Origin of the sequence: Sulfuricella sp. (assembly GCF_035531155.1) — a bacterium.
Taxonomy (GTDB): domain Bacteria; phylum Pseudomonadota; class Gammaproteobacteria; order Burkholderiales; family Sulfuricellaceae; genus Sulfuricella.
In genome coordinates this window covers 1-25,955 of the sequence record NZ_DATKTK010000040.1, presented here as the reverse complement: position 1 = coordinate 25,955, position 25,955 = coordinate 1, and the positions used below count along the sequence as shown (strand labels likewise).

Below are 25,955 nucleotides of genomic sequence, written 5' to 3'. Positions count from 1 at the left end.
AAATTTTCCCAGTCAGAATCATCTCTTCCTCCTTATAGTACGCGGCAGAATGACTCCTGCCAGCAAGGCACAGATCATGGCAGCAAAACCGCCAGCCATGGTGCCCCCGTGCAACATGAACACGAGCGTAAACACGGACACTTCAACAATGAAGCCGAGGAACTGACCATTTATGATCTTGTGCCACATGCTCCACAACCCGAGGAACATCACGATGCCGTAGAACAGCGGCGTGAAGTCCATGTGCGCTAGTCCGATTCCCATTTCACTCTCCTTGGCGGCATGTGATTACGATGCCCAAGTCTGCCACCCGGTCAGGATGTGTGCGCGTTTTTCCCCTCAAGTTTTTTTCGAAAGCCCGATGCCGGATACCGACAGGCTAAGTTTGATATGTACTTCACCGCTGGCACTGGCGCTTCCTCGCTCAGGACCTTCGTCTGCGCATGATGTTTTCCACCTCAAAGACGTAACTACTCGCCTTAATGAGTGTTTTGTACCACGAGATGATCTGCTCTGTGGTCTTGCGGAGTTCCACCTTATGTAGCTCCTGAGCCTCCGTAAAATTCGCTGTGATATCCTTGAACTCTGGCGACTGCCCTACGAAACCAAAATTTTTCTGCTCGTCAAATCGTTGGCGCTTTTGGTACGTCAGCTCGCGCTCCCATTTTCCGACTTTCGTAGCGACTTCATGGATCATTTTGTTTCGGTTGTCTCTGTGTTGGTAGATTTCCTCAGCCAAGGAGTCGAGTTTTCCGAGTAGCTCGGCCATTGATTCGTTTGTGGCGTCTCTCGCCTCGGAGAATGGTGTTTGATACCACGAGTGTTTTTTGCCCTTTTTTTCGTATATCTTGATCTTGTCCCGAAAGAAGGCCATTACAAAAAACTCGCGAAGCCTGTCGGAAGCAGCATTGAGCATTACCATGGCGCTGAGGTAGTGGAGCCAGAAGTAGTGATTGTCATCGAACAGTGCATCCTCAGCGAGTTGTTGCTGCCATAGGCTAAGCCCCAAAGACATCCGCGCGAAGCGCATCAGGCCCTCAAAGTCCGTGCCGGATACGGCCAGTATCTCTTCTTCCTCGGTTGGCCTATGGCGGACTGGGGCTTCTCCATACCACGAATGATGTTCGTGTTGCAGCGGCGGATCGACTTGCCACATGGCATGCCCTAGAAACTGTGGGTCGGGAGTGTCTTCATCAACCCAGCCGTAGTTTCCGATGTCATAGACATGGTGCCCGTCGAGCTGATCTTCTGCCTCTTGGTCAAGATACTCGGCGAGCTTTCGTGTCGAAAGTAACTTCTCTACAGCCATCGGCAGAGTGCTCCTTGTGGCCTAATCAGCATTGAGCTTATCCATGACACAAAACCATTGCCCCGCATGCACTTCGTATTCGGCAAGCGGTTGGTTCCTGTCATCATGCACTCGAACAGATAATCGGCACCGCAATTCCTGCTTGGCATTGATTGCCCATCCACTGCTTTGCAACGTTTGAATGGAAAATCCCTCACGTAAGAAACTCTTATCCCAGCTTTTCAGGTTTGATCCACCGAATTGACCGTTGGAAGCCCGCTGCTGAAGATTTCTGAACTGATACCCCTCTGCCTTGAGGCTCATATTGACGTCCATTGAACCGCCCACCTTGACGACCAGCCAACGCGTCTTGGCGGGAAGCGGGGGGTAGTCGTCCCAATTTACATCTGGAATCCGAATATGACGCTGTATGTCCTGAAGGAAGGGTGATACACGTCCTGCTTCTGTGATGATGACCAACTTTTGCCTGGCGCGTGTGAGCGCCACGTAGAACAAACGGCGATCCTCAGCCTCAATTTCCTGATAACTCTCTCCCAGTATTCGTGCGAATACCCAGTTGGGATGTATCAATGGGTAGCTTCGTTCAAAGGCATCCATTACGATGACCACATCACATTCGTTTCCCTTGAAACGGTGGGCGGTTGAAATGGTGACCCTGTCGCGCCATTCTTCAGGCAATTCATTTCGCAACAGGTTTAGGTAATCATCGATGTGCTTGCGCCCACCGCTTGGAACAAACAGATGATTAGCATGATTCAGCAAGGCCACATTCATTTTTGTCTCAAACAGCACCTTGCCTACGATCCGTAGGATCACAGGTGTCAGCAAACCACTCTTGAATTTCTGCTCCTCCAATAGTGTCGGCATGAATTGCTTAAGATCGGCGACAAGCACCCCTCCCATGTCTTGATTATCCGTAGTTGCGGGTTTTCCCAATGTGTCCATGAGGGCATTGCCAACCTCAACTACACTTCTCACTGACCGATAATTTTTCGAGATGTCCCGCTGTTTCGACTCTCCGAAATAGGTTGCAAAGTTTTTATAGAATTTAAGATCAGAACCGGCATATCCGTTGATCGCTTGCCAGTCATCCCCGACACAGAAGAATTCGGCAGTGGAGTTGTGCTTTCGAATAGCTTCCACCAGACGCTGGAACAGTTCAGTGAAATCCTGATACTCATCGACGAAGATATATCTCAGGTCTCTGAGATCTCCAGCTCCAGCTTTGCGGGCAAATTGGGTTTCACCGGCATCAACCTGCATTGCCGCACGTTGCATCAACCCATCGAAATCTTCCTGATTGGTCGCTTCTAGGCGATCAAGATAGCCCGTGTATAGCTCGCAGGCCAGCTCAAGAAACCACGATTCCACATCAGAAAGCGGGGTGTGGACGGCAACCTTTTCCGCCAGTTTGTCAGGAAGTATCCAGTCCTTACGGCATCGGCCCACAAATCCCGTCATAGCGGTAGTAAATCGACCAATGGCACGCTTCTTTGTCAGCTGCCAGATTTCGTCTTCACTCAGCTTATCGCAAGTGCCAAGCAATTTCTTCAACTCGGTCTGGAGCCGTTGCTCAAATCCTTCGGTGCCGTTAGCCAAGTCATTCGGCGTGTATTCCAGTAGCACCCAGTCCTGTTTCTTGGATTCCCAGTACTCACGTTTCAGCTTAATTTGTTCGTCGTAATCCGGGTCGCCAATCAGACCAAAATACTCAATTATGATGCCTCGTTTCTCTGGCTTGTCTGGCGGAATCGTGAAATCAGGGCGGTAGTTGAGGCCACTCCACCAATGATTCCGTTCGTATTGGTATGAGATGCCATGTTCAAGCAAAAAGTTGGCGATTGCCTTCTCACCATAAGACTTTACGTACTCGCCACGCAGCGTCTCCCGCGCCAAATTACGCCGAAAGCGTAGCTTTTCCTCTTGGCCAAGATTGTATCCGCCTTCGATGATGCGCTCCCAGTCCTCCTTGAAGTGCGCCAGCATCAGACGGCGAATACGCTGCTGGCTGGCATCATCCTTCAGGTAGCCGTCGATCACATCCTGAAACACCCTGTTCAGGCCCTGGCTCTCTCCCTCAGCATCGTTGGTCAGCAAATCCCTGTTCTGCTCGGGAGGGATGATGGCGAGGGCCAAAGCATGAAAGGTCATGATGTGCGGCACATTACCTTCACCAAGCTTGCCTGTAAGTCGTTCCCTCATTTCTTTCGCCGCTTTTCGATTGAATGCCAGTAGCAGCATTTGCCCAAGCGCGACATTACAATGCTTATGTAAGAAAACCACCCGATTAGCGATGGTCTCTGTCTTGCCGCTCCCGGCGCGGGCAATTACTTGGATGTGCCCCCCTGTCGAGGCAATTGCCGCCGCCTGCTCGGCATCCGGCACTGTGGCCTTCTTGCCATCCGACCCTTTGGGTAATTGTTTGATCCAATTTTGGATGAAGAGTGACTTTTCCTGCTCGTACTCTTCTGGGGAAATCAGGGCAAGGAACTCAGGTTGATTGAACAGTGCGTCTGCATTAAGGAAATTATCCTGAAATCGCCGCCTGAGTTTGTTGATAAGGTCTTGGCGTTTAGCCTCAATATATGACAGATACTCTTCGTCCGGTTTAAATGTATGCCGAGGTTGAGCTGACACAACTCCATCATCAAAACAAATCGTGTATTCGTCCATCGCAGGATTTTCGTCAATGATGGTACCTAGTGAACCATCCTGGTAAATCACTCGAAAATCCATTATGGATTTCATATGCCCAGCGGACAATGTAACCCATGTGCCTTGGCTAGGTTGTATGGACTTCACGATACTGTCTGCCGCACCATCAATCGGTTCATCCTATTTTTCAAAATACACCTCCAATCTGCTCCTGCTCATAAACCCATACCCCACATCCAGCATGGCCTGAGCAAGGGCCGAGAGAATATTATGGCCTTCCGCGCAACCGTGCATCACAGGGAATACGCCGTCATAGCTTTCGCATGAAAACTGGCGTACGACCCACTTGGTTTTAGTGCCGAAGAAACCTTTCTTGCCCCGCAGCTTGTGCACCTCCATCGTCACGAAAGAGCCGTGCTTCGCGGCACGAGCCGCCCAGTTGCGAGTTGTGATAGAAGCGTAACCTTCAGCCAGATTGCCCAGGTTAACCTCTCCTTCGAATCCGTTTCTCGACCACTTTTCGAGGATGATTTTCAGGCCGGACTCATCCTTTTCGGTCCAGGAAAGATGGGGATCAAGTAACGGCACCACTCTCTTCCCACTGCCTTGCCATCGTTTCGTCCTCGTCTGTCCAGTCTTTCAGTTTACCTGGTCCGTATTCGCGACCGAACAAATGGGCGCAGACCAAGCCACGGGCAAATTCGCCCAAGGTCATTGCTGACCGCTCTGCCAATTGCAGCAGATCAGCCTTAAGCTTGATGGGTACGAAAATCTTCAGTGCAAAGATATTTTTCCCCAGGTTGGGCTGTGGTTCCTGGGCTACGCCTTCCATGCAATAGCGGATCATCAAAGGCTCATAGAGTCCGGTTTTCGTTTCTCGCATGCGCAGGAGTTCGTGCCAGCCATACAGATACATAGAGAAATATTCTGTGAGATAGACAGTCATCGATATTTCAGCGCGTTCACACACCTCTTCCAAAGCCTGCTTGGCAATGTCAGGCAACCAGAGCCGCAACTTGGCGTCCTGGCTGTTCATGCCAGTGTAATCCCGAAGCTGAATCAACGCCGAGAGTTTGGTTCCACGGTTAACTGAGTCCCAGTCTGCCATCCGGTCACGTGAAATGCGCATTTTTCCCCTCAAGTTTTTTTATACGAGAACCTAATGACGGATTCCGGCTGGGCGCAAACCTGATATGTGCTTCACCACCGGAGTGCATGAAATGTTGCGGCGAATGACTTGAGTAAACAATCGCAGTCAAGCAGCCAACCCGTGTGGGTGCAATCGTTATTACGCCGAATGAAAACGGCCGGTGCAATGCGCTTCGCTTATTGGCACCCTACATTGCGCCTTACGCGAGTTGCTAGCCAACTCAATAAATTGGTGCGGAGGGAAGGAATCGAACCTCCCGCGTTCACTCTTAGCAGGCAACACGGTCTATACAAGTTTTTCTCTCATTTGGGTTGGAATTTCCACCAAGCTCCGCAGGAACGATATTCCGCACCAAATACATGCCACAAAGCAAAAAATAAAGGCGTTTAAGTTTTTCATAGCTACCCCCATAACGGTAAAAACTGCACCGACAACGGAGATGGAAATTGCCAACCCAAACGAGATTGCAACTTGCACTTCAATATGCACCTGTACTTCTAAGCCAGTTTGTCAGCGACAACTTTCTGCGCCGATCACCCCACCCACTTCCGCGCATTGCGGAACATCCGCAGCCACGGCCCGTCCTCGCGCCATTCTGCGGGATGCCAGGAATGCTGTACGGCGCGGAAGACTCGCTCGGGGTGCGGCATCATGATGGTGAAACGCCCGTCCGGAGTGGTCAGGCCGGTGATGCCCCGGGGTGAGCTATTCGGGTTGGCCGGATAATTTCCGGTCGGCTGGCCGCGATTGTCGACGTAATGCAACGCCACCTGGGCCGCATTCATCTGCTGTTCGCTCCCGAATTCTGCGTAGCCCTCGCCGTGCGCCACCACGATCGGCATGCGGCTGCCGGCCATGCCATCGAGGAACAGCGACGGGCTCTTGGTCACTTCCACCATGACGAAGCGCGCCTCGAACTGCTCCGACTTGTTGCGCACGAAATGCGGCCAGTTTTCCGCACCGGGAATAATGGCGTGAAGATTGCTCATCATCTGACAGCCGTTGCACACGCCCAGGGCGAAGGTATCTCCGCGCTGGAAGAACGCCTCGAACTCGTCTCTGGCACGGGCATTGAACAGGATCGACTTGGCCCAGCCCTCCCCGGCACCGAGCACGTCGCCGAAGGAAAATCCGCCGCAGGCGGCAAGGCCATGAAAATCCTTCAGTGCAATCCGGCCTTCGATGACATCGCTCATGTGCACGTCCACCGCCTCGAAACCAGCGCGGTCGAAGGCGGCGGCCATTTCCACCTGGCCATTGACGCCCTGCTCACGCAGGATAGCCATGCGCGGGCGGCTGCCTTTGGCAATGAATGGCGCGGCGACGTTGTCGTTGAGGTCGAAGCTCAAGGCCGCGTGCAGGCCGGGGGCGCCGGCATCCAGAATGCGTTCGAATTCCTGCTGTGCGCACTCTGGGTTATCGCGTAAAACCTGCATCCGGCTGGTGGTTTCCGACCAGGTGCGCTGCAGTTCGACGCGCGGCATATCCAGGATTTCCCTGTCGCTGCGCTGGATGACCAGGCGGTCGTCCCGGTTCAGCGTGCCGATGATGTGCAGCTCGCCGCGCAGGCCGGTGGCGAAGAACGCTTCCATCACCGCCGCCGTGTCGCTGCGCTTCACCTGCAGCACCGCACCCAGTTCCTCGTTGAACAGCACGCCGAAGATGCGCTCGGTATAGCCGCCAGGCGGCACTACCGGTTCTTTCCCGCTGAGCTCGGCATCGTTGCGGATGCGTTCGAGGCACAGCTCGTCAACATCTATCGTCACGCCGCAATGCCCGGCGAACATCATCTCGCTCAGGGTGGCGAACAGTCCGCCATCGGAACGGTCATGGTAGGCAAGGATGCGTCCATCCGCATTGAGACGCTGCACCGTATCGAAAAACCCCTTGAGCTGGGCCGCGCTCACCACATCGGGCGCATCGTTGCCGATTTGTTTGTAAACCTGGGCCAGCGCCGAGCCTCCCAGCCGGTTTTTGCCCTGGCCGAGATCGATCAGGATGAGATCGGTGTCGCCGGCGTCGGTGCGCACACAAGGGGTCAGGGTCTGGCGCGCATCGATGCAGGGTGCGAAGGCGGAAATAATCAGCGACAGCGGCGCGGTGACTTCCTTCTTTTGCCCGCCCTCCTCCCACACCGTCTTCATCGACATCGAATCCTTGCCCACCGGGATGCTGATGCCCAATTCCGGGCACAGTTCCATGCCGACCGCGCGCACCGTGTCATAGAGCGCGGCATCCTCGCCGGGGTGGCCGGCCGGCGCCATCCAGTTGGCGGATAGCTTGATGTCGCCGATCTCGGCAATTAGCGCTGCGGCGATATTGGTGATTGCCTCGCCGATTGCCATGCGGCCGGAGGCGGCCGGATCGATCAGCGCCAGCGGCGTGCGCTCGCCCATGGCGAAGGCCTCGCCGCGATATTCCTCGAATCCCGCCAGAGTCACCGCCACATCCGCCACCGGGATTTGCCACGGACCGACGAGCTGGTCGCGGGCGGTCATGCCGCCGACGGTGCGGTCGCCGATGGCGATCAGGAAGGTCTTGTCCGCTACCGCCGGCAGGCGCAGCACGCGCAGCGCTGCCTCGTTGAGGTCGATCCCGGCCGCCTCGAAAGCCGGCAATTCCCGGGCCAGGTGCGCGACGTTGCGCGTCATTTTCGGCGGCTTGCCGAGCAGCACCGACAGTTCCATGTCGATCGGCTTGTTGTTGAAATAGCTGTCTTCGAGTATCAGTCGCTGTTCGGCGGTAGCCTCGCCGACCACGGCGTAGAGGCAGCGCTCGCGCTGGCAGATCGCCTCGAACTGCGGGAAATCCTCCGGCTTGACGGCGAGCACGTAGCGCTCCTGCGCCTCATTGCTCCAGATCTGCATCGGCGACATGCCCGGCTCTTCGTTGCGGATGGCGCGCAACTTGAAGATTCCGCCGCGTTTGGAATCGTTGACCAGCTCCGGCAGTGCATTGGACAGCCCGCCCGCGCCGATATCGTGGATCGAGATGATGGGATTCCGGTCGCCCAGTTGCCAGCAGCGGTCGATCACTTCCTGGGCGCGACGCTGCATTTCCGGGTTGCCGCGCTGCACCGAGTCGAAGTCGAGGTTTTCGGCATTCGCGCCGGTGTCCATGCTCGAGGCCGCGCCGCCGCCAAGGCCGATCAGCATGGCCGGGCCGCCGAGCTGGATGATCAGCGCGCCCGGCATGATCTGGTGCTTCTCGGCATGACGCGAGGAAATGTTGCCGACGCCGCCGGCGAGCATGATCGGCTTGTGGTAGCCGCGCATTTCCCCGGCCACCTGCTCTTCGTAGGTGCGGAAATAGCCGGCCAGGTTGGGGCGGCCGAATTCGTTGTTGAAGGCTGCGCCGCCGATTGGCCCTTCGAGCATGATCTGGAGAGCAGAGGCGATGCGCCCCGGCTTGCCGTAATCAGCTTCCCATGGCTGCTTGAATCCTGGAATATTCAGGTTGGACACGGAAAAACCGGTGAGCCCGGCCTTCGGCCTGGAGCCGCGGCCGGTCGCGCCTTCGTCGCGGATTTCGCCGCCCGAACCCGTGGCCGCGCCGGGGAAAGGTGAAATCGCGGTGGGGTGGTTATGGGTCTCCACCTTCATCAGGATCTGCGCATCGTCCTCGTTGTAGCCGTATTTTTCGCCCGCACCCGGATAGAACCGTTTGACTTTATAGCCCTCGATGATCGAGGAGTTGTCGGAATAAGCCACCACCGTACCGCGTGGACTTTTTTCGTGGGTGTTGCGGATCATGGCGAAGAGGGATTTGTCCTGCTTCTCGCCGTCGATGACCCAGTCGGCGTTGAAAATCTTGTGGCGGCAATGCTCGGAGTTGGCCTGGGCGAACATCATCAGTTCGACGTCGGTCGGGTTGCGGCCGATGCGGCTAAAGTTCTCCACCAGGTATTCGATCTCGTCCGGCGATAGCGCTAGCCCCATCGAGCGGTTGGCCTGCTCCAGCGCGTCCTTGCCCTGCCCCAGGATATCCACGGTGTGAAACGGTGCCGGCTCGAAATGGCGGAACAGCTTTTCCGCGGCGTCGAAATCAGCCAGCACCATTTCCGTCATGCGATCGTGTATCAGCGGTAGCAGCGCCTGCTTTTCCGGCTGCGCCAGTCCCGTGCCGTCGGCCTTCTGCACGTAGAATGCTACGCCCCGCTCAAGGCGTTCGACCGCCTCCAGGGCGCAATGGCTGGCAATGTCGGTGGCCTTCGACGACCACGGCGAAATCGTGCCCAGACGCGGCACCACCAGGAACAATTCGCCTTTCGGCTCTTCCACCTGGGATGCCGGGCCGTAGGTAAGGATCTTCTCCAGCACCGACAATTCCAGCGCTTCCAGCGCGCGGCGGGTGGCGGCGAAATGCCAGTATTCGGCATGGACGTGAGAGATGGCAGGTGCCGCTTCGCGCAGGCTCTGCATCAATTTTTCGAGACGGAAAGAAGAAAGGGCGTTGCCGCCGCGCAGTTTAAGCATGAATACCCTGAGTAACTAACGTCAAAGGGTAAATCATACCCGAAAACGCCGTGGAAGCATTACCCCTACGCCACCACCATGCAGTTGACAACTTTCACCGCAAATTATCGGGAAGGGTTGAAATGAAAAGCCCGCCAGTTGATTGGGCGGCATATTTGCCCCATTATTAAAGCTGTCCCGATGCAACAGAGAAAATCATGCAAACCCCGATTTATTTCTCCCACGAAATTCGCCAGTTGGAGCAGAAGGCGCTGGAAGCTGGCGTCGCCGACCTGATGGAGCGGGCCGGTCTGGCTGCGGCAAAACTGGCGCGCGAACTGCTGGCCGGCAAGACCTCGGTGCTGCTGATCTCCGGGCCGGGCAACAACGGCGGCGACGCGCTGGTGGCGGCACGCCACCTCAAAGCATGGTGGTTCAAGGTAACCGTCGTATTTACCGGGGAAGCCGCCAAGCTGCCGGTCGATGCCGCCAATGCCATGCAGGCCTGGCAGGAGGCCGGCGGCGAACTGCTCGATGCCATTCCGGCCGATGGCAAATGGGATATGGTGATCGACGGCCTGTTCGGCATCGGCCTGGCGCGCGAATTGAGCGGACGCTATCTGGAACTGGTGCGGGAAATCAACCGCATGAACCTGCCGGTTCTGGCGCTGGACGTTCCCAGCGGGCTTGACGCCGACGCCGGCCAGACCTTCCGTGCCGCTGTCCGCGCCAGCCACACCCTCACTTTCATCGCGCTGAAACCGGGCCTGCTCACCGCCTATGGGCCGGACTACTGCGGCGAAATCCACCTCGACACCCTCGGTATCGACCCCGCTGCTCTGATCCAGCCCACCGGCTGGCTGCTGGAGAAAAGCCAAGTCGCCGCCGCGCTCAAACCGCGCCCGCGCAACAGCCACAAGGGTATGCTCGGCAGCGTCGGCATCCTCGGCGGCTCATCCTCGATGTGCGGTGCGGCGCTGCTGGCCGGACGCGCTGCGCTCAAGCTGGGTGCTGGACGGGTCTATACCGCACTGCTGGCAGATGTCGCCCCGGCGGTGGACATGGGTCAGCCCGAGCTGATGCTGTGCTCTCCGGAAAAACTCTTCCAGATCGATCACCTGAGCTGTCTCGCAGTCGGGCCCGGCCTGGGGCAATCCCCGCAAGCGGTTCAACTGCTCAGGCAGGCGCTGGAAACCGAACTGCCGCTGGTGCTGGATGCCGATGCGCTCAATCTGCTCTCCATCCACGACGATCTGCAGGAACTGACGAAAAGCCGCAAGGGCGGCACTATCCTCACCCCCCATTCGGCCGAGGCAGCGCGGCTGCTGTCCAGCACCACCCACGACATCCAGCAGGAACGGGTACATTCAGCGACGCTGATCGCCCAGCGTCTCAACAGTCTGGTGGTGCTGAAAGGCGCCGGCAGCATCTGCGCGACGCCAAAAGGGGAATGGTTCATCAACCCCACCGGCAATCCAGGCATGAGCAGCGCCGGCATGGGCGACGTGCTTTCGGGCATGATCGCCGCCCTGATCGCCCAGCGGCTGACACCGCAATCAGCCCTGCTGCTGGCGGTTTACCTGCACGGCGCGGCGGCCGACGATTGGGTGGAACAAGGCATTGGCCCGATTGGGCTGACCGCGACGGAGGTGGCCGACGCCGCCAGGATGCTGCTTAACCGGTGGGTATACGGTCGGTAATGTTTCTTCAGGCACCCTCTTCGAAGTGTTTCACCAGCGTCTGCAAATCAGCAGCCACGCGTGTCAGTTCTTCGGTTGCCAGGTTCACCTGGCTGATGCTCTGATTAGACTCCTCGGCCAGTTCTGAAATTCTGGCCATGCTGACAGCCATATCCTCTCCGGCGAGAGACTGCTGGTCGGATGCCTCGGCAATGTGCTGTGCCATATCGGTAACCCGGTCGGATGCCGCGCTGATTTCCTGCAGGTTGTCGCTGCTGGCGCGAGTCAGCTTCAGCCCCTCATCCACCTCCTGAGCGGCCTGTTGCATCGAACGGACTGCGGCGGCAGTAGCATCCTTGATGCTGGCCACCATCCGGGTGATATCTGCGGTACTGTTTGTCGTTCGCTCGGCCAGTTTTCTTACCTCATCGGCGACTACGGCAAAACCGCGGCCCTGCTCGCCGGCACGCGCCGCCTCGATCGCCGCATTCAGCGCCAGCAAATTGGTCTGGTCGGCGATTTCCCTGATCACATTGGTAATGTCGCCTATCCTCTGAACCGACTGATCCAGTTCGGCAATCGTCGAACTGGACTCATCCACTGACTGCACCACGCGTGAAGTGGCTTCCATACTCAGCGCCATCTGGACATTGCCGCCTTTCACCACGTCCTGGGTGTGGTTTGCGGCACTTGCCGCGTTTTTTGCATGTTCCGCCACTTCCCGGCTGGATACGCTCATTTCCTCAATCGCTGCCGAAGCCTGCATCACCTGATCGCTCTGTGAATGGACTCGCTCGCTGACGCGCCCCACCTCGTGCTCCAACTCGTGGCTACGCGATTCGATCACGGACGAAGCCACGGCCACCTCATCGAGAATCACCTTGAGGTGTACCTGCACATAGGCGAGCGCAGTCTGAATCTGTCCGAACTCGCTCTGGCTGCCGGTTTCGATTTTATTTTGCAGGTTGCCTTCGGCAATGTTCTCGAAAATCTCGTGCGCCTTGGCAAAACCATGGTTCATATCGCGGATCATCCGCATGCCGATAACGGTGGCGGTGACTATCGCCGCTGCAGCGAACAAGATGTTTTCCATATGCAGACCGGCACGACCCAAGATCACGCTAATAATCAGGGATACACCCATCAGGCTCAGCAGCCCGATCAGACCGCCCTTGATGGTGAATTTCTCTAACAAGCCAGGTTGGGGCAGAGACTTGCCCTGGTTCACTTTGGCGTAAAGCTGTTCGGCTGCGGCAACCTGCTCGCGGCTGGGCGGCGTGCGCACCGACATGTAGCCGGTAATCTGGCGATTCTTGCGAACCGGAACGACAAACGCTTCCACCCAGTAGTGGTCGCCATTCTTGCAACGATTCTTGACGATGCCTCTCCACGACTTGCCCTGTTTTATCGTGGCCCAGAGATCCGCAAATGCAGCGGGCGGCATATCCGGATGGCGTACCACGTTTTGGCTCTTGCCGATGAGTTCATCGTGCCCGAAACCACTGAGGTCGACAAAAGCGTCATTGGCGTAGGTAATTGTTCCCTTGAGATCGGTTTTGGTGACTATCGTGCCCGATGCGAACTGCTTTTCGATACCGGTGACCGGCATGTTGATCTTCATGTGTACCCCTATTTCAGAGACTCACAGTCGGTTTCATATCCCGCGCGGAATGCAGTGCCAGTCACAAGATGCGGAGTATGAAACCAACTATGAGGCCCTGTAAGCCAGTTAATATTTATTTAAACATTATAAATCATGATGTTTAAAGAACGATTGACGCACATCAATCATGTGCTCGGATAGTTGCGCTGCTCAGGAAATAATCAGCTTCAACCCGATCAAAATGGTGACGATCTCGAAAGCGCGTTTGATCCAGCGGTTGCCCTTTTTGATCGCATAGTGGCTGCCGACATAGCCGCCGATCAGCGAGCCCGCCAGCAGCGCCGGCATCCAGCCCCAGGCGATGGTGCCGATCAGTCCCAGAACAATTGCCCCTGTTCCGTTCCACACCAGCCCGCACAGCACCAGGGTATAGGCCACGGCGCGCTTGTAGTCGAGACCGAAATGGTGGATCAGCCACATGGTAAGAAACAGTCCGGTACCGGAAGTAATCGAGCCGTTGAGGAAGCCGACCACGAACAGGCCGGCCACGCCAGTCGCGAGGGCTCTTCCCTCGCGGTTTCTGGGAGTGTGCTCCAGGCCCAGTTTCGGCTTGAAGAAGGAATACAGCCCCAGCCCAAGAGTCAGGAATCCCAAGGCAAGCTGAGCGTAATGCGCCGGGATTTTGAGGATAGTGCTGGCCCCCAGCACCACGCCAGGCAAGCCCGCACCCAGAATGATCAGGGAAAAGCGCCGTTCCAGGTGGCTTTCACGCCAGTGGCGCATGGTCGCGCCGAGTCCCAGCGCCACGCTCGCCACCTTGTGGGTGGCCAGCGCCACGCCGAATGGCAGGCCGAGAAAAATCAGCATGGGGAACTGGATCAGCCCCGCCCCGCCGCCGGAAAGGGCGGAAAACCAGTTGGCGAGGAAGGAGGCGAGGAAAAGGACGAACTGGTCGAGCAGCGACATCAACCGGAAATACCGTACTCCGCTGGCATCCGGACGTAAAAAAGCTGCAGGTTTTCGTCTCTGAGCAACGCCAGCAGGCGCTCGGCCTGTTCTCCACTCACCAGGAACTCGACCTCGACCGGCAGATCGCCGGCCAGTTCGAAGAATGCCTCCTCGTGCAGCCTGCCATGACGGCCGAAACCGGCAATGGCGCGAATTGTGGTGCCACCGCCAATGCCCATGCCCTTCGCCTGTTCCAGCAGCCATTCATAGAGCAGCTTGCTGTGGTGCCTTTGCGATTCGCTGACGAAAAATTTCAGGCAGATTCCCTGCATCGCTTCATCCTTTCAGGAGCTTGACGGTACCGATGCCAAGCAGTGTCATGGCGACCGAACCGGCTACATGGATAGCAATAATCCCACCGGCCCAGGCATACTGGGCGCGTAACAGCAGCGTCACGGTCTCCGCCGAGAAGGTGGAGAAAGTGGTAAGTCCGCCGAGAAAGCCGGTAGCGAGCAGCAGCCGCGCTTCCGGTGGCAGGCCGGGATGGTCTGCGAACACTGCCATCGCCAGTCCCATCAGGTAGGCGCCCACCAAGTTCGCCGCCAGCGTGCCCAGCGGCAGCGTGGGAAACACCGGGTTCCACAGGAGGCCGAACCACCAGCGCAGCCAGGCGCCCACCATCGCGCCCGCACCGACGGCGAGCAAGCCGTAGAAACTCATGGCACGTTTTTCACGATTGCATTCATCGCAGCATCATAAGCCAAGCCGCCAGTCCGAGCAAAGTGATGAGCAGCACCGGCAGCGTCAACGCAAACCCAACGCGGCAATACTCGCCCCAGCCGATCCTGATGCCGCGCGCTTCCAGCACGTGCAGCCACAGCAGAGTGGCGAGGCTGCCCAGCGGCGTCATCTTCGGCCCCAGATTGCAGCCGATCACGTTGGCGTAGATCATCGCCTCCCGCGTCAAACCGGAAAGATGGGCGTCGTGGATGGCCAGGCTGGCCACCATCACCGTCGGCAGGTTATTCATCACGGCCGACAAAAAGGCGAACAGGAATCCCGCACCCAGAGTGGCCGGCCAGAACCCCTGGCCGTCCAGCCATTCCAGAATAACCCCCAATTCGGCGGTGAACCCCTGGTTGCGCAAGCCGAACACCACCAGATACATGCCCAGGGAAAACAGCACGATCTGCCAGGGCGCCTCGCGCAGCAGGGTCATCACCGGGATTACCGCTTGGGGCTGCTTGCGGATGAAATGCTCGCGCAGCGCTGCCAGCACCAGCAGCAGCGCCGCGGCCCCGGCCACGGCCGACACCGGCAGGCCGAGCGGACGCGCGGCGAAATAACCGGCCATCAGCAATGCCAGCACCAGCCAACCAGCCTTGAACACAAAGGGGTCGCGTATCGCCCCCGCAGGGTCCGGCAAAGCCGAAACCTCGAAGCGCGGCGGCAGATCCTTGCGGAAGAACAGCCACAGCACGGCCAGCGAAGCCAGAACCGCCAGCACGTTGACCGGCACCATCACCGCCGCGTAATCAGCGAAGGAAATACCGAAATAGTTGGCGACGATGATGTTGGTGAGGTTGGAGATCATCAGCGGCAGGCTCGCCGCATCCGCCATGAAACCGGTCGCAAAAACGAATGCGAGCGCGGCGGCGGGCCGGAATCGCAGTGCGTGCAGCATCTCCAGCACCAGCGGGGTGAGAATCAGCACCGCGCCATCGTTGGCAAAAATCGCAGCCACCACCGCAGTCAGCAGCACGATCAGCAAAAATAGCCAATGGCCGTAGCCCCTTCCCCAGCGCGCCACATGCAGCGCCGCCCACTCGAAAAATCCGGCTGCATCGAGGACGAGGGAAATGACGATCAGGGCGATGAAGGTAAAGGTGGCATCCCACACGATGCCCCACACCACCGGCACGTCTGCAAGCGTAATCACGCCAGCAACCAGCGCGACCACTGCTCCAAGCAGGGCACTCCAGCCAATGCCGAGTCCTCTCGGTTGCCAGATCACCATGGCCAGGGTGGCGGCAAAAATCAGGATAGCGGTCAGCATTTCCAATCTCGTGCGTAAAATTGGCAAATTTTACCATCTGCAGCGTCGCGGTTCATGCTGCCGTCTTGCACACCTCCGTTTCTGCCGAACTCATGCTCGCGGAACGTTTCTGCATTTCAGTCCGAAAAGCGTTACGGTCTTCCTCGCCCATCTCGCGGGGTTTCAGTCGGGTCAATTCCGTAGTGTCCAGCCCCGAAAAATCCTGCGACGCAAAACCGCTCAGGCTGATCAGTCCAAAAGCCACCGCAGCGGCCTGCATAAATCTTTTTCTGTACATATCAAGCATTCCTGATAATCCAATTCGGCTTACCCGCGGGACAACCGATACAGACAAAGAAAACCGAATAAAAACTAACCGGAGAAATTTATCGAAATTTCTTATATAACAATAAAAAGAATGGATAACGCCCCTTTTGCATCCATGCTATTCTTCGCCGACCTAAGAATTTTTCCCACATAATGGAGAATATAAATCATGTCTAAACTAGTAAGGCCACATGGCGGAGGAGAGCTCAAACCATTGCTGTTAAGCGGCGAGGCTTTGAAACAGGAACTGGCGCGCGCTCAAGCAATGCCAAAGGTTCGCATGAGCTCGCGCGAGACCGGCGACCTTATTATGTTAGGCATCGGAGGCTTTACCCCTCTCGACGGCTTCATGACGCATGCTGATTGGCAGGGTGTGTGCGATGGCTACAAAATGGCCAACGGCCTGTTCTGGCCTATCCCCGTCACCTTGTCGACCGACGACGAGAGCGTCAAGGTCGGCGACGATGTCGCTCTGGTGGACGGCGAATCCGGCGAGATCATGGGCACCATGACGGTGACCGAGAAATACACGATCGACAAGGCCCACGAGTGCATGGAGGTCTACAAGACCACCGACATGGAGCACCCCGGCGTCAAGATGGTGATGGCTCAGGGCAAGTACAACCTGGCCGGCCCGGTCAAGGTGTTGTCCACCGGCGGCTTCAAGGAGAAATACGGCGACCAGTTCATGACCCCCGCCGAGACCCGCGCCAAGTTCGAACAAATGGGTTGGTCCAAGATCGCTGCCTTCCAGACCCGCAACCCGATGCACCGCTCCCACGAGTACTTGGCAAAGATCGCCATCGAGACCATGGACGGCGTGCTGGTCCACTCCCTGCTGGGCGCACTGAAGCCGGGCGACATCCCCGCCGATGTACGTTCCGAAGCCATCAGCACCCTGGTCGACAACTATTTTGCCCCGAACACCGTGATCCAGGCCGGTTACCCGCTGGACATGCGCTATGCAGGTCCGCGCGAAGCGCTGCTGCATGCCCTGTTCCGCCAGAACTACGGCTGCTCGCACTTGATCGTCGGCCGCGACCACGCCGGCGTGGGCGATTACTACGGCCCCTTCGACGCCCAGAAGATCTTCGACGAGATTCCGAAAGATGCGCTCGAAACCAAGAACATGAACATCGACTGGACCTTCTGGTGCAACAAGTGCGGCGGCATGGCATCGCAGCGTACCTGCCCACATACCAAAGATGACCGCATTCTGTTGTCTGGCACCAAGGTGCGTTCAATGCTTTCCGAAGGCCAGGACCTGCCTGTCGAATTCAGCCGTCCCGAGGTCGCCAAGGTCCTGCAGAAGTACTACGCCGGCCTGAGCGCCGAAGAGAACGTCAAGGTTGAGCTGAAAGGCCATTCCGCAAAATAGTTTTTTAAGGTTGGCCGGTTACGCAAGTAACCGGCCTTTGTTAATAGTAGTACTGTGATAACTACGAGGAGTAGAAGCAATGCCAACATTTGTACGCACAGAAAAATGTGATGGCTGCAAAGGTCAGGACAAAACTGCCTGCATGTATATTTGCCCGCACGACCTGATGAAGCTGGATAAAGATGGTTCCGAAACGGGCCACGCCATGAAGGCGTTCAATCAAGAGCCGGAACAGTGCTGGGAGTGCTATTCCTGCGTGAAAATTTGCCCGCAAAATGCAATCGAAGTCCGTCACTACGCCGACATGGTTCCTCTGGGCGGCTCCGTGCAACCTCTGCGCGGTACTGACTCCATCATGTGGACCATCAAATTCCGTAATGGCAGCATGAAGCGTTTCAAGTTCCCGATCCGCACCACTCCAGAAGGTTCCATCGACTGCTACGGCGGCAAACCTACTGCAAGCATGGCCAACATCACCAAACCTGGTTTCTTCAACCAGGAAAATGGTTTCCGCGCCGGCAACCCTGCCGAACTGATCCGCAAGTAAGAATCAGCGAACGGTCTTTGATAAACGAACATTGAAAGGTAAATGCAATGTCTGGAACTTTTGGAAATCCTGAAGTAGTCCAAGAAGAAGTTGACATTCTTCTGATTGGTGGCGGCATGGCCTGTTGCGGCGCCGCTTATGAAATCATGCGCTGGGCTGACGCCGCCAAGGCCGAGTCTGGCGTGGACCTGAAAATCAAACTGGTCGACAAAGCCGCCATGGATCGCTCCGGCGCCGTGGCTCAAGGTCTGTCCGCTATCAACACCTACATCGGTGATACGCAGGATCCCGCGGATTACGCCCGCATGGTCTCCAACGACCTGATGGGCATCACCCGTGACGACTTGGCCTACGATCTGGGCCGCGTTGTTGATGAGTCTGTCCACCTGTTCGAAGAATGGGGTCTGCCGATCTGGAAACTGGACGAAAACGGCGAGCGTCATGACGGTTCCGTCGACATGCCCAAGCTGAAAGACGGCGGCAAGCCTGTGCGTTCCGGCAAGTGGCAGATCATGATCAACGGCGAATCCTACAAGTGGATCGTTGCTGAAGCCGCCAAGAAAGCCCTCGGCATGGATCGCATCCAGGAACGTATCTTCATCGTCAAGCTGGTGAACGACAAGAACGATCCTAAGCGCATCGCTGGTGCTGTTGGCTTCTCCACGCGTGACCACAAAGTGGTTGTGTACAAGTTCAAGGCCTGCCTGCTGGCTGCCGGTGGTTGCGTGAACCTGTTCCGCCCCCGTTCCGTTGGTGAAGGCCAAGGTCGTGCCTGGTATCCGGTCTGGAACGCTGGTTCCACCTACTCCATGGCTGCCGAAGCTGGCGCAGAACTGACCATGATGGAAAACCGTTTCGTGCCTGCCCGTTTCAAAGACGGCTACGGCCCGGTCGGTGCCTGGTTCCTGCTGTTCAAGGCCCAAGCCGTCAACGCCAATGGCGAAGTGTACATGGCTCGGAACAAGGAGATGCTGAACGACTACCCGCCCTATGGCCAAGCTGCCGTTCCTGCCTCCTGCCTGCGTAACCACCTGATGCTGCATGAGATGAAGGAAGGCCGTGGCCCGATTTACATGGACACTGTGACCGCTCTTGCAAAACTGCGCGAGACCCTGTCCCCGCGCGAAGTGAAGCATCTGGAAGCAGAAGCCTGGGAAGACTTCCTCGACATGTGTATTGGCCAGTGCGGCGTCTGGGTCGGTGAGAACATCGAGCCGGAAAAGAAGAACTCCGAATTGATGCCTACCGAACCCTACCTGCTCGGTTCCCACTCCGGTTGCTGCGGCATCTGGGTATCCGGTCCAGAAGATGTCGGCGCGCCGACTTCCGAAGGCCACGCAGATGCTGGCAAGGTTCCTGCACACCTGCCGAGTGGATGGAACTGGGGCTATCGCTCCATGACCACCGTCAAGGGTCTGTTCACCGCCGGTGACGGCGTGGGCGCATCCGGCCACAAATTCTCCTCCGGCTCACACGCTGAAGGCCGTCTGTGTGCCAAATCGATGGTCAAGTACTGCATCGACAACAAGGACTGGAAACCAGAGCTGGATACCTCGGCCGATGATCTGGTCGCGCAAATCTACCAGCCGGTGCGTAACTTCCTGGAGCACAAGGATTACTCTACCGCTATCGACGTGAACCCCAACTACATCACGCCGAAGATGCTTCAGTTCCGCCTGCAAAAAATCATGGACGAGTACGTTGCTGGCGTTGCCACCTACTACACGACCAACGACAAGATGCTGGCCGTTGCAGAAGAGAAGCTGGGCATGCTGAAGGAAGACGCAATGAAGATGCGTGCGAAAGACCTGCACGAACTGCTGCGTGCATGGGAAAACTACCATCGCATCCTGACGGCTGAAGCCCACATGAAACACATCCAGTTCCGTGAAGAATCCCGTTACCCGGGCTTCTACTACCGCATGGACAAGAACTTTGTCGATGAGGAAAACTGGAAGTGCTTCGTGAACTCGATCTACGACAAAACCACCCAGAAGTGGACCGTGTTCAAGCGCGCCCACGTGGATCTGGTCGACAAGTCCAAATTGTTCAAGCCTGCCGCTCACTAAGGTAGTTGCGAATAATTGTTGCAAGCAAAAACCGGGCGCCTCGCGGCGCCCGGTTTTTCATTCTGTAAGACCGTTAAAACCGTTTTGGTATCATGGACGGCAAGATAATTTCAGTTTCATGCAACTCTGCACACATGGCAGAGTCCAATTTTTGGGTTTTTTGCAGCGCACAATGAGGTAAGAATGATGGAAAATATTATCAATGACTCCCCCTTTGTCCCAAGCCCGGTGATACCGACCTCGTACGATGGCTCGAAAGTGATCCAGTTTCGTTGCCATAAGGAAATCGCCTGCTTCAACGCCTGCTGCAAAAATATCGACATCACCCTCACACCCTACGACATCCTGCGCCTGAAGCGCCGTCTGGGTCTGACTTCCGGCGAATTCCTGCTGGGCTTCACCGAACCCTACGAAATGGATAAGGACAGCATCGCCGGCGTCAAATTCAAGCCCGTAGAAGATGGAACCGCATGCCAGTTCATGACCGACGAGGGATGCAGCGTCTATGAAGACCGCCCCACCGCCTGCCGCTACTACCCCGTAGCACTGGTCTCGATGCGTAAGCAGAACGAGTACACCGACACCAATTCCTATGCCTTGGTTGAAGAAGCGCACTGCCTGGGACATAAGGAAAACCGCTCCCTGACCATCGACGAATACCGCCACGAGCAAGGCCTGGAGGACTATGACGAACTGGGCCGCGGCTGGCGCCAACTGATCCTGAAGAAGAAATCCTCCGGCCCGACCGTTGGGACGCCCTCCAAGCGCAGCCTGCAACTATTTTTCATGGCCTGCTACGACGTCGATCGTTTCCGCGATTTCGTCTTCAGCGATTCGTTCAACGAAGTGTACGACCTGCCAGACGATCTCAAGAAAACGATTGCCGAGGACGAAATCGAGCTCATGCAGTTCGGCTTCCGTTTCCTCAGGCAGGTCATGTTCAGTGAAGAAAGCATCGCCGTAAAAGCCGACGCCTTTGACAAACGCCTGGCGAAAAAGCAGGAACGTGAGGCAGCGGGCCTGACATCCAGCGAACCGGCACCGGCTCCCGATTCACCCTACGACCACCCTGAGTGCGGTTGTGACTGAGGCGATCCCGTGCAAGTTCGCGCCCTGACCAGTGAGGAATATTTCGTCGAATCGGAACCTTATTACGAGGCCACTGGCGACGAAATCGCCATTTTCGAGGCGGCCTATGAAAACAAGCTGCCCGTTTTACTCAAGGGGCCGACCGGTTGCGGCAAGACCCGTTTCATGGAATACATGGCATGGCGGCTGAAGCGCCCCCTGATCACGGTTTCCTGCCACGACGACCTGACCGCCTCCGACCTGGTCGGGCGCTTTCTGATCAAGGGTGGAGAGACCGTATGGGTGGACGGTCCGCTCGCCCGCGCCGTGCGTGCGGGGGCAATTTGCTATCTGGATGAAATCGTGGAAGCGCGGAAGGATGCCATCGTGGTGATCCACCCCCTCGCCGATGACCGCCGCGTACTGCCGATGGAAAAACTGGGCACCCTGCTGCAGGCCAACGACGACTTCTGCCTGGCGATTTCTTACAACCCCGGCTACCAGAGCGTACTCAAGGATCTCAAACAAAGTACCCGGCAACGTTTCGTTGCCCTGGAATTCGATTACCCCAGTGCAGACCTGGAGCGCAAGATTGTTGCCAAGGAATCCGGCGTGGATACCGCACTGGCTGAAAAACTGGTCAAATTCGCTCACATGACCCGTAACCTAAAAGGCAGCGGCCTGGATGAAGGCGCCAGCACCCGCCTTCTGGTGCATGCAGGCAAGCTCATCGCTTCCGGTGTGGAACCGGTTGCCGCCTGCCGCAGCGCCATTGCCCAGGCGATTACCGACGACGCCGAAATGCTGGCGGCAGTTCGAGAACTTTCCTCTTCGCTTTTCTAGCACATGGCGGATAACGCACCGTTATCGGCCGAACAGATCAGCCATGCTCTGCAACAGTGGCTGGAGGTGGAATTCACCTTTATCCAGGTAGATGATCTGGCCGCCGCGATCGCGGCCCTGCCTCGCGAAGATCAGGACTTCCTGCTCGGGTGGGTAAGGCGCATCGCCACCACCAACATCCAGATCGCCCACCAATTCGCCCTTCGCGCCATCAGCCAACTCGCCCGCATGGACCGGCGCATGATCGAAGCCTGGGCATTGCATGCCATGGACACCTTTGACCGAGCCGGGTCACGCCCCGCCTTCAAGGTGATCAATGAGCTGGACAGCTTCGCCCGACTCAGCCACGAACATGCCGCAGGCGCGCTATTCGAGGAGGTGGGCGGCATCCTGCTGAATTTCGTGCGCGGGCTGTCAGGGCGGCACCTCAAGCTGGAAAAAGGCGAAGCGACCTATACTGACAGCGAGACCCTGTTTCTGCCCGCCGTTGTTGCCCAGATGCGGGAGGCGGCCGACAACTTCAAGCTGTGCAAAGCCATGGTGGCCCTGCTATGGGCACAGACCCGTTTCGGCACCTTCCGCGTCAACCTGACCGAGGCACTGAATACCTACCCGGATATCGACAAGGCGCTGAAACAGTTCCATGCCTTGGAAACCCTGCGCCTGGAAGCATGTATCGGCCGCGAACTCCCTGGCCTGTACCGGGAAATGCAACGACTAAAAACCGAGACAGGCGTGAATCTACCGGCTGGCTGGGAACTCCATGCAGCCGATCTCGCCCGACCGGAAGCCAGCGTCGCCGACAGCCTCCGTCTTGTGGAGCGGGTTTATCCCGACCCAACAGCCGATGCCGTTTGCTACCAGGGTGAGTTGCGGCTGGACGCCGTGGCCGCCAGTATCGCGGCACGTGTAGAACGGGAAAAAATTCTGCTGCGGATCAAACTGGCGCAGGAGCTTGAAAAGCAAACCATAGAAACACGCCGCGACGCTCCGCACTTCGACGTCAGGCAGGTAGCAGACGACCGCAATGATTTGCCGCGTCTGGAAATCACCCTGGAAGATGCACCGATCGCGCCCCCTGAAGGCGTGAACCAACTACTCACCTCGATCTATCTCGATCTGGGCGAAATCCCTCCCGAATATCTGGTACCCGCAGGGCCAGGCGAATATGATCCCTCCCTGCTAGAAGAAAAAACCCAGGACCCCGATACGGTATGGCAGGGCACCTACCATGAAGAAGGGGCAAGCCTTTATCCGGAGTGGGATTTCGGCCGGCAGCACTACCGCAAGAACTGGTGCGTGCTACGAGAGAAGGCGGTGACACCGCTGAATGATGGATTTACGCAGCGGACGCTGGATAAACACAGCGGCTTGGTCAAACACTTGCGCCGCACCTTCGAGGCAATGCGCGACGAAAACCGGTTATTGAAACGCGAGCCATCCGGTGACGAAGTGGACATTGATGCATTAATCGAGGCATTGGCCGATGCACGCGATGGCAGCGAAATGAGCGACCGTCTATTCATGCGCACACACCGCAGCGAGCGCAACATTGCGGTAATGTTCATGGTGGACATGAGCGGCTCAACCAAGGGCTGGATCAATGACGCGGAACGCGAATCCCTGGTTCTGCTATGCGAAACGCTGGAACTGCTGGGCGACCGCTACGCCATCTATGGCTTTTCCGGAATCACCCGCAAACGCTGCGAAATATTCCGCGTCAAAAGTTTCGACGAACCCTATGGGGAAATAGTGCAACAGCGCATCGCAGGCATCTCCCCGCAGGAGTACACGCGCATGGGTGTCGCCATCCGTCACCTCTCCGCTATTCTCAATGAAGTCGACGCCCGCACCAAGCTGCTGATCACGCTCTCGGACGGCAAACCGGACGACTACCATGACGGCTACCGCGGCCAATACGGCATCGAGGATACCCGCATGGCCCTGATCGAAGCCAAGCGCAGCGGCATCCATCCGTTCTGCATAACGATTGATACCGAAGGGCGTGACTACCTTCCCCATATGTATGGCGCCGTAAACTACACTGTTATTGCTGACGTGAAAGAACTGCCGCTTAAAGTGGCTGACATTTATCGACGACTGACACGTTAAGCCTATCGTATCAATTCATTTGACAGGGAATAAAAACTAGTGCAATATTTAGACATATTCTAAATTTAACCCCACCGATAAGGAAAGCAATCATGGCCGTTCTCGTAGGCAAAGCTGCACCCGACTTCACCGCCGCTACCGTACTGGGCAACAACAGCATCGACGAAAATTTCAACCTGAAGGCCCATATCAAGAACAAATACGCGGTGATCTTCTTCTACCCGCTGGACTTTACCTTTGTCTGCCCGTCCGAACTGATCGCGTTTGACCACCGCCTGAAAGAATTCAAGGACCGCAACGTCGAAGTGATCGGCGTCTCCATCGACTCCCATTTCACCCACCTGGCATGGAAAAATACCCCGGTCAACAACGGCGGTATCGGCCAGGTTGCCTACCCTCTGGTGGCCGACATCAAGCACGAGATCTGCAAGGCCTACGACGTTGAAGCGGAAGGCGGTGTTGCCTACCGCGGCTCCTTCCTGATCGACAAGACCGGCATCGTACGTCACCAGGTCGTGAACGATCTGCCGCTGGGCCGTAACATCGATGAAATGCTGCGCATGATCGATGCCCTGCAGTTCACCGAGCAGCACGGCGAAGTTTGCCCGGCAGGCTGGAGCAAAGGCAAGGCCGGCATGAAAGCCGACACCAAAGGCGTCGCCGATTACCTGGCCAAGCACGCTGCCGAGTTGTAATCCAGCAAGCAGGCCAAAGTAGAAATTGAAAAAGGGGGCAATGCCCCCTTTTTCAATTTCTACGCTCTTTAAATTGGAAGAAAAACTGCGCTGGCCACACTCTGGAAGACACGTACGATGGTGCGGTTGTTCTTTTCTGCGATGATTCTGGCCAGGGTGTCCTGCTGCGCGATCAACTTGCCGAATTCCCGCTCGAAGCTCATATTACGGTTGGCTGCATCGTTTTCATTGCTGAGCAGAAACAACTCACCCCGACTATCGCGCGTGGCACTCAGCTTCCAGACCGCGATCTCGACATTACGTGCACTATTGTAAAGTTTCTGCGGATCGAGTTCGTCGAGGACATAAAGCTCGGCTTTATCATTGTACGAAGCCATGATCATGGTCGCCAGGCCCGCGATAAAAGCCAGCACCCTATCCCCCTGATAGTTTTCCTGGAAGGCCAGGTAGAAGCACTCGGCTCCGCGTTTCCCGTTAAGTTCCGGAAAGCGCCAGTCATGCCCGGCATCAAACGCCCGCAACATTGCACTTTCCATGGAGGGTTGCCCACCCTTCTTCCATTCACGAGGGTTTCGCCGATAGAGTTTTTCCATCAGCGTGCGCAGATGGCTGAAGCTCTCCTGCTGGTGAATCTCGGACACCGTATCGATGTCAGTTTTTACAAAGGAGGAAAGTTTCAGGTCGGATGAAGCCGGGGGACGCTTTTTTCCTTCCTGCCGGGAAGGCGAGGAGGCACAGGCAGAAAGTAGCGCAGCCAGGAAGAGGAAGGGCAATGTGGCTTTTACGTTCATCCTGTGCAAGACACTGTTTGTGTGCCTCACAGTATAACGATTTCTCTAGCCTCGGTACAAAGCCGTTCATAAAACGACTTAGGCTCGACGATATTCTCGAACCCCCAAGTATCCATAAAAACTCATATTTTGAACCGGTTCACCGCTATCCGCATGGTATTCGCCAATTCTTGCAGGTTATTTGCCGCACTGGCGGTTTCGGCTGCGGCGGCACTGTTCTCTTCGGTCATTTGCGCCACTTTTTCCACCTGGCTGGCAATGTCATTGCTGGCGCTGCTCTGCTCGGTCAGGG

The 25,955-nt window shown here is 56.8% G+C and carries 21 protein-coding genes and 1 tRNA gene; 8 read left to right on the top strand and 14 right to left on the bottom strand.

What is annotated here, in order from left to right; all coding sequences use genetic code 11:
- Positions 1 to 18: 18 nt before the first annotated feature.
- From VMV64_RS07585 to purL, 7 genes are all read right to left on the bottom strand, one after another.
- Complete coding sequence (locus VMV64_RS07585; RefSeq protein ID WP_325329347.1) at positions 19 to 264, bottom strand: hypothetical protein; 246 nt, start codon at positions 262 to 264, stop codon at positions 19 to 21.
- 160 nt (positions 265 to 424) lie between these two features.
- The gene (locus tag VMV64_RS07580; RefSeq protein WP_325329346.1) at positions 425 to 1,309 is read right to left on the bottom strand and encodes a hypothetical protein; all 885 of its coding nucleotides are present in this window, start codon (positions 1,307 to 1,309) and stop codon (positions 425 to 427) included.
- 21 nt (positions 1,310 to 1,330) lie between these two features.
- Positions 1,331 to 4,033: a UvrD-helicase domain-containing protein gene (locus tag VMV64_RS07575; RefSeq protein WP_325329345.1), complete on the bottom strand. Its 2,703-nt coding sequence runs from the start codon at positions 4,031 to 4,033 to the stop codon at positions 1,331 to 1,333.
- Positions 4,034 to 4,144: 111 nt separating this feature from the next.
- Positions 4,145 to 4,552, bottom strand: coding sequence for a hypothetical protein (locus tag VMV64_RS07570; protein ID WP_325329344.1), 408 nt, complete (start codon positions 4,550 to 4,552; stop codon positions 4,145 to 4,147).
- Positions 4,539 to 5,072, bottom strand: a complete 534-nt coding sequence (locus tag VMV64_RS07565; protein WP_325329343.1) for a hypothetical protein — start codon at positions 5,070 to 5,072, stop codon at positions 4,539 to 4,541. The genes VMV64_RS07570 and VMV64_RS07565 overlap by 14 nt, the downstream gene beginning before the upstream one ends.
- Positions 5,073 to 5,343: 271 nt before the next feature.
- A tRNA-Ser gene (locus VMV64_RS07560) sits at positions 5,344 to 5,448 on the bottom strand.
- Between the two features lie 199 nt (positions 5,449 to 5,647).
- Positions 5,648 to 9,589 (bottom strand): phosphoribosylformylglycinamidine synthase, encoded by a 3,942-nt coding sequence (gene purL / locus VMV64_RS07555; protein ID WP_325329342.1) that lies wholly within the window; start codon positions 9,587 to 9,589, stop codon positions 5,648 to 5,650.
- 197 nt (positions 9,590 to 9,786) lie between these two features.
- Between purL and VMV64_RS07550 the strand changes: the two genes are divergently transcribed.
- The gene (locus tag VMV64_RS07550) at positions 9,787 to 11,268 is read left to right on the top strand and encodes an NAD(P)H-hydrate dehydratase (protein WP_325329341.1); all 1,482 of its coding nucleotides are present in this window, start codon (positions 9,787 to 9,789) and stop codon (positions 11,266 to 11,268) included.
- Positions 11,269 to 11,275: 7 nt separating this feature from the next.
- On the opposite strand, the gene VMV64_RS07545 is transcribed toward VMV64_RS07550, so the two are convergent.
- From VMV64_RS07545 to VMV64_RS07520, 6 genes are all read right to left on the bottom strand, one after another.
- The gene (locus tag VMV64_RS07545; protein ID WP_325329340.1) at positions 11,276 to 12,868 is read right to left on the bottom strand and encodes a PAS domain-containing methyl-accepting chemotaxis protein; all 1,593 of its coding nucleotides are present in this window, start codon (positions 12,866 to 12,868) and stop codon (positions 11,276 to 11,278) included.
- Positions 12,869 to 13,060: 192 nt separating this feature from the next.
- A complete protein-coding gene (locus tag VMV64_RS07540; protein ID WP_325329339.1) occupies positions 13,061 to 13,816 on the bottom strand; it encodes a sulfite exporter TauE/SafE family protein in 756 nt (251 codons plus the stop codon).
- Positions 13,816 to 14,130 carry a DUF190 domain-containing protein gene (locus VMV64_RS07535; RefSeq protein WP_325329338.1) on the bottom strand — a complete coding sequence of 105 codons (315 nt, stop codon included), beginning with the start codon at positions 14,128 to 14,130 and terminating at the stop codon, positions 13,816 to 13,818. Before VMV64_RS07535 ends, VMV64_RS07540 begins: the two co-directional genes overlap by 1 nt.
- 4 nt (positions 14,131 to 14,134) lie before the next feature.
- Positions 14,135 to 14,518: a fluoride efflux transporter CrcB gene (gene crcB, locus VMV64_RS07530; RefSeq protein WP_325329337.1), complete on the bottom strand. Its 384-nt coding sequence runs from the start codon at positions 14,516 to 14,518 to the stop codon at positions 14,135 to 14,137.
- Positions 14,519 to 14,540: 22 nt separating this feature from the next.
- The gene (locus tag VMV64_RS07525) at positions 14,541 to 15,854 is read right to left on the bottom strand and encodes an arsenic transporter (protein ID WP_325329336.1); all 1,314 of its coding nucleotides are present in this window, start codon (positions 15,852 to 15,854) and stop codon (positions 14,541 to 14,543) included.
- 52 nt (positions 15,855 to 15,906) lie between these two features.
- Complete coding sequence (locus tag VMV64_RS07520) at positions 15,907 to 16,131, bottom strand: hypothetical protein (protein WP_325329335.1); 225 nt, start codon at positions 16,129 to 16,131, stop codon at positions 15,907 to 15,909.
- 198 nt (positions 16,132 to 16,329) lie between these two features.
- Here VMV64_RS07520 and sat point away from each other — a divergent pair, with 198 nt between their 5' ends.
- The 7 genes from sat (at position 16,330) to VMV64_RS07485 (ending at position 24,872) form a co-directional block, all read left to right on the top strand.
- On the top strand, positions 16,330 to 17,538 hold the full coding sequence (gene sat, locus VMV64_RS07515) for a sulfate adenylyltransferase (RefSeq protein ID WP_325329334.1): 1,209 nt from the start codon (positions 16,330 to 16,332) through the stop codon (positions 17,536 to 17,538).
- Between the two features lie 79 nt (positions 17,539 to 17,617).
- Entirely contained in the window at positions 17,618 to 18,085 is a 468-nt protein-coding gene (gene aprB / locus VMV64_RS07510; protein ID WP_325329333.1) for an adenylyl-sulfate reductase subunit beta, read from the top strand.
- A 47-nt stretch (positions 18,086 to 18,132) separates the two neighbouring features.
- The gene (aprA, locus tag VMV64_RS07505; protein WP_325329332.1) at positions 18,133 to 20,154 is read left to right on the top strand and encodes an adenylyl-sulfate reductase subunit alpha; all 2,022 of its coding nucleotides are present in this window, start codon (positions 18,133 to 18,135) and stop codon (positions 20,152 to 20,154) included.
- A 183-nt stretch (positions 20,155 to 20,337) separates the two neighbouring features.
- Entirely contained in the window at positions 20,338 to 21,243 is a 906-nt protein-coding gene (locus tag VMV64_RS07500; protein WP_325329331.1) for a YkgJ family cysteine cluster protein, read from the top strand.
- Positions 21,244 to 21,252: 9 nt separating this feature from the next.
- Positions 21,253 to 22,065 (top strand): CbbQ/NirQ/NorQ/GpvN family protein, encoded by an 813-nt coding sequence (locus VMV64_RS07495; RefSeq protein WP_325329330.1) that lies wholly within the window; start codon positions 21,253 to 21,255, stop codon positions 22,063 to 22,065.
- 3 nt (positions 22,066 to 22,068) lie between these two features.
- Positions 22,069 to 24,177, top strand: a complete 2,109-nt coding sequence (locus tag VMV64_RS07490) for a nitric oxide reductase activation protein (protein ID WP_325329329.1) — start codon at positions 22,069 to 22,071, stop codon at positions 24,175 to 24,177.
- 92 nt (positions 24,178 to 24,269) lie between these two features.
- Entirely contained in the window at positions 24,270 to 24,872 is a 603-nt protein-coding gene (locus tag VMV64_RS07485) for a peroxiredoxin (protein ID WP_325329328.1), read from the top strand.
- 68 nt (positions 24,873 to 24,940) lie between these two features.
- Here VMV64_RS07485 and VMV64_RS07480 read toward each other — a convergent pair whose 3' ends face one another.
- Complete coding sequence (locus VMV64_RS07480) at positions 24,941 to 25,663, bottom strand: hypothetical protein (RefSeq protein WP_325329327.1); 723 nt, start codon at positions 25,661 to 25,663, stop codon at positions 24,941 to 24,943.
- Positions 25,664 to 25,955: the final 292 nt, after the last annotated feature.

What these genes read in the sequence shown, in the direction of transcription:
- VMV64_RS07585 (WP_325329347.1), bottom strand. Translation starts at nt 264, where the DNA reads ATGGGAATCGGACTAGCGCACATGGACTTCACGCCGCTGTTCTACGGC.
- VMV64_RS07580 (WP_325329346.1), bottom strand. Translation starts at nt 1,309, where the DNA reads ATGGCTGTAGAGAAGTTACTTTCGACACGAAAGCTCGCCGAGTATCTT.
- VMV64_RS07565 (WP_325329343.1), bottom strand. Translation starts at nt 5,072, where the DNA reads ATGGCAGACTGGGACTCAGTTAACCGTGGAACCAAACTCTCGGCGTTG.
- purL (WP_325329342.1), bottom strand. Translation starts at nt 9,589, where the DNA reads ATGCTTAAACTGCGCGGCGGCAACGCCCTTTCTTCTTTCCGTCTCGAA.
- VMV64_RS07550 (WP_325329341.1), top strand. Translation starts at nt 9,787, where the DNA reads ATGCAAACCCCGATTTATTTCTCCCACGAAATTCGCCAGTTGGAGCAG.
- VMV64_RS07545 (WP_325329340.1), bottom strand. Translation starts at nt 12,868, where the DNA reads ATGAAGATCAACATGCCGGTCACCGGTATCGAAAAGCAGTTCGCATCG.
- VMV64_RS07540 (WP_325329339.1), bottom strand. Translation starts at nt 13,816, where the DNA reads ATGTCGCTGCTCGACCAGTTCGTCCTTTTCCTCGCCTCCTTCCTCGCC.
- VMV64_RS07535 (WP_325329338.1), bottom strand. Translation starts at nt 14,130, where the DNA reads ATGCAGGGAATCTGCCTGAAATTTTTCGTCAGCGAATCGCAAAGGCAC.
- crcB (WP_325329337.1), bottom strand. Translation starts at nt 14,518, where the DNA reads ATGAGTTTCTACGGCTTGCTCGCCGTCGGTGCGGGCGCGATGGTGGGC.
- VMV64_RS07525 (WP_325329336.1), bottom strand. Translation starts at nt 15,854, where the DNA reads ATGCTGACCGCTATCCTGATTTTTGCCGCCACCCTGGCCATGGTGATC.
- VMV64_RS07520 (WP_325329335.1), bottom strand. Translation starts at nt 16,131, where the DNA reads ATGTACAGAAAAAGATTTATGCAGGCCGCTGCGGTGGCTTTTGGACTG.
- sat (WP_325329334.1), top strand. Translation starts at nt 16,330, where the DNA reads ATGTCTAAACTAGTAAGGCCACATGGCGGAGGAGAGCTCAAACCATTG.
- aprB (WP_325329333.1), top strand. Translation starts at nt 17,618, where the DNA reads ATGCCAACATTTGTACGCACAGAAAAATGTGATGGCTGCAAAGGTCAG.
- aprA (WP_325329332.1), top strand. Translation starts at nt 18,133, where the DNA reads ATGTCTGGAACTTTTGGAAATCCTGAAGTAGTCCAAGAAGAAGTTGAC.
- VMV64_RS07500 (WP_325329331.1), top strand. Translation starts at nt 20,338, where the DNA reads ATGATGGAAAATATTATCAATGACTCCCCCTTTGTCCCAAGCCCGGTG.
- VMV64_RS07490 (WP_325329329.1), top strand. Translation starts at nt 22,069, where the DNA reads ATGGCGGATAACGCACCGTTATCGGCCGAACAGATCAGCCATGCTCTG.
- VMV64_RS07485 (WP_325329328.1), top strand. Translation starts at nt 24,270, where the DNA reads ATGGCCGTTCTCGTAGGCAAAGCTGCACCCGACTTCACCGCCGCTACC.
- VMV64_RS07480 (WP_325329327.1), bottom strand. Translation starts at nt 25,663, where the DNA reads ATGAACGTAAAAGCCACATTGCCCTTCCTCTTCCTGGCTGCGCTACTT.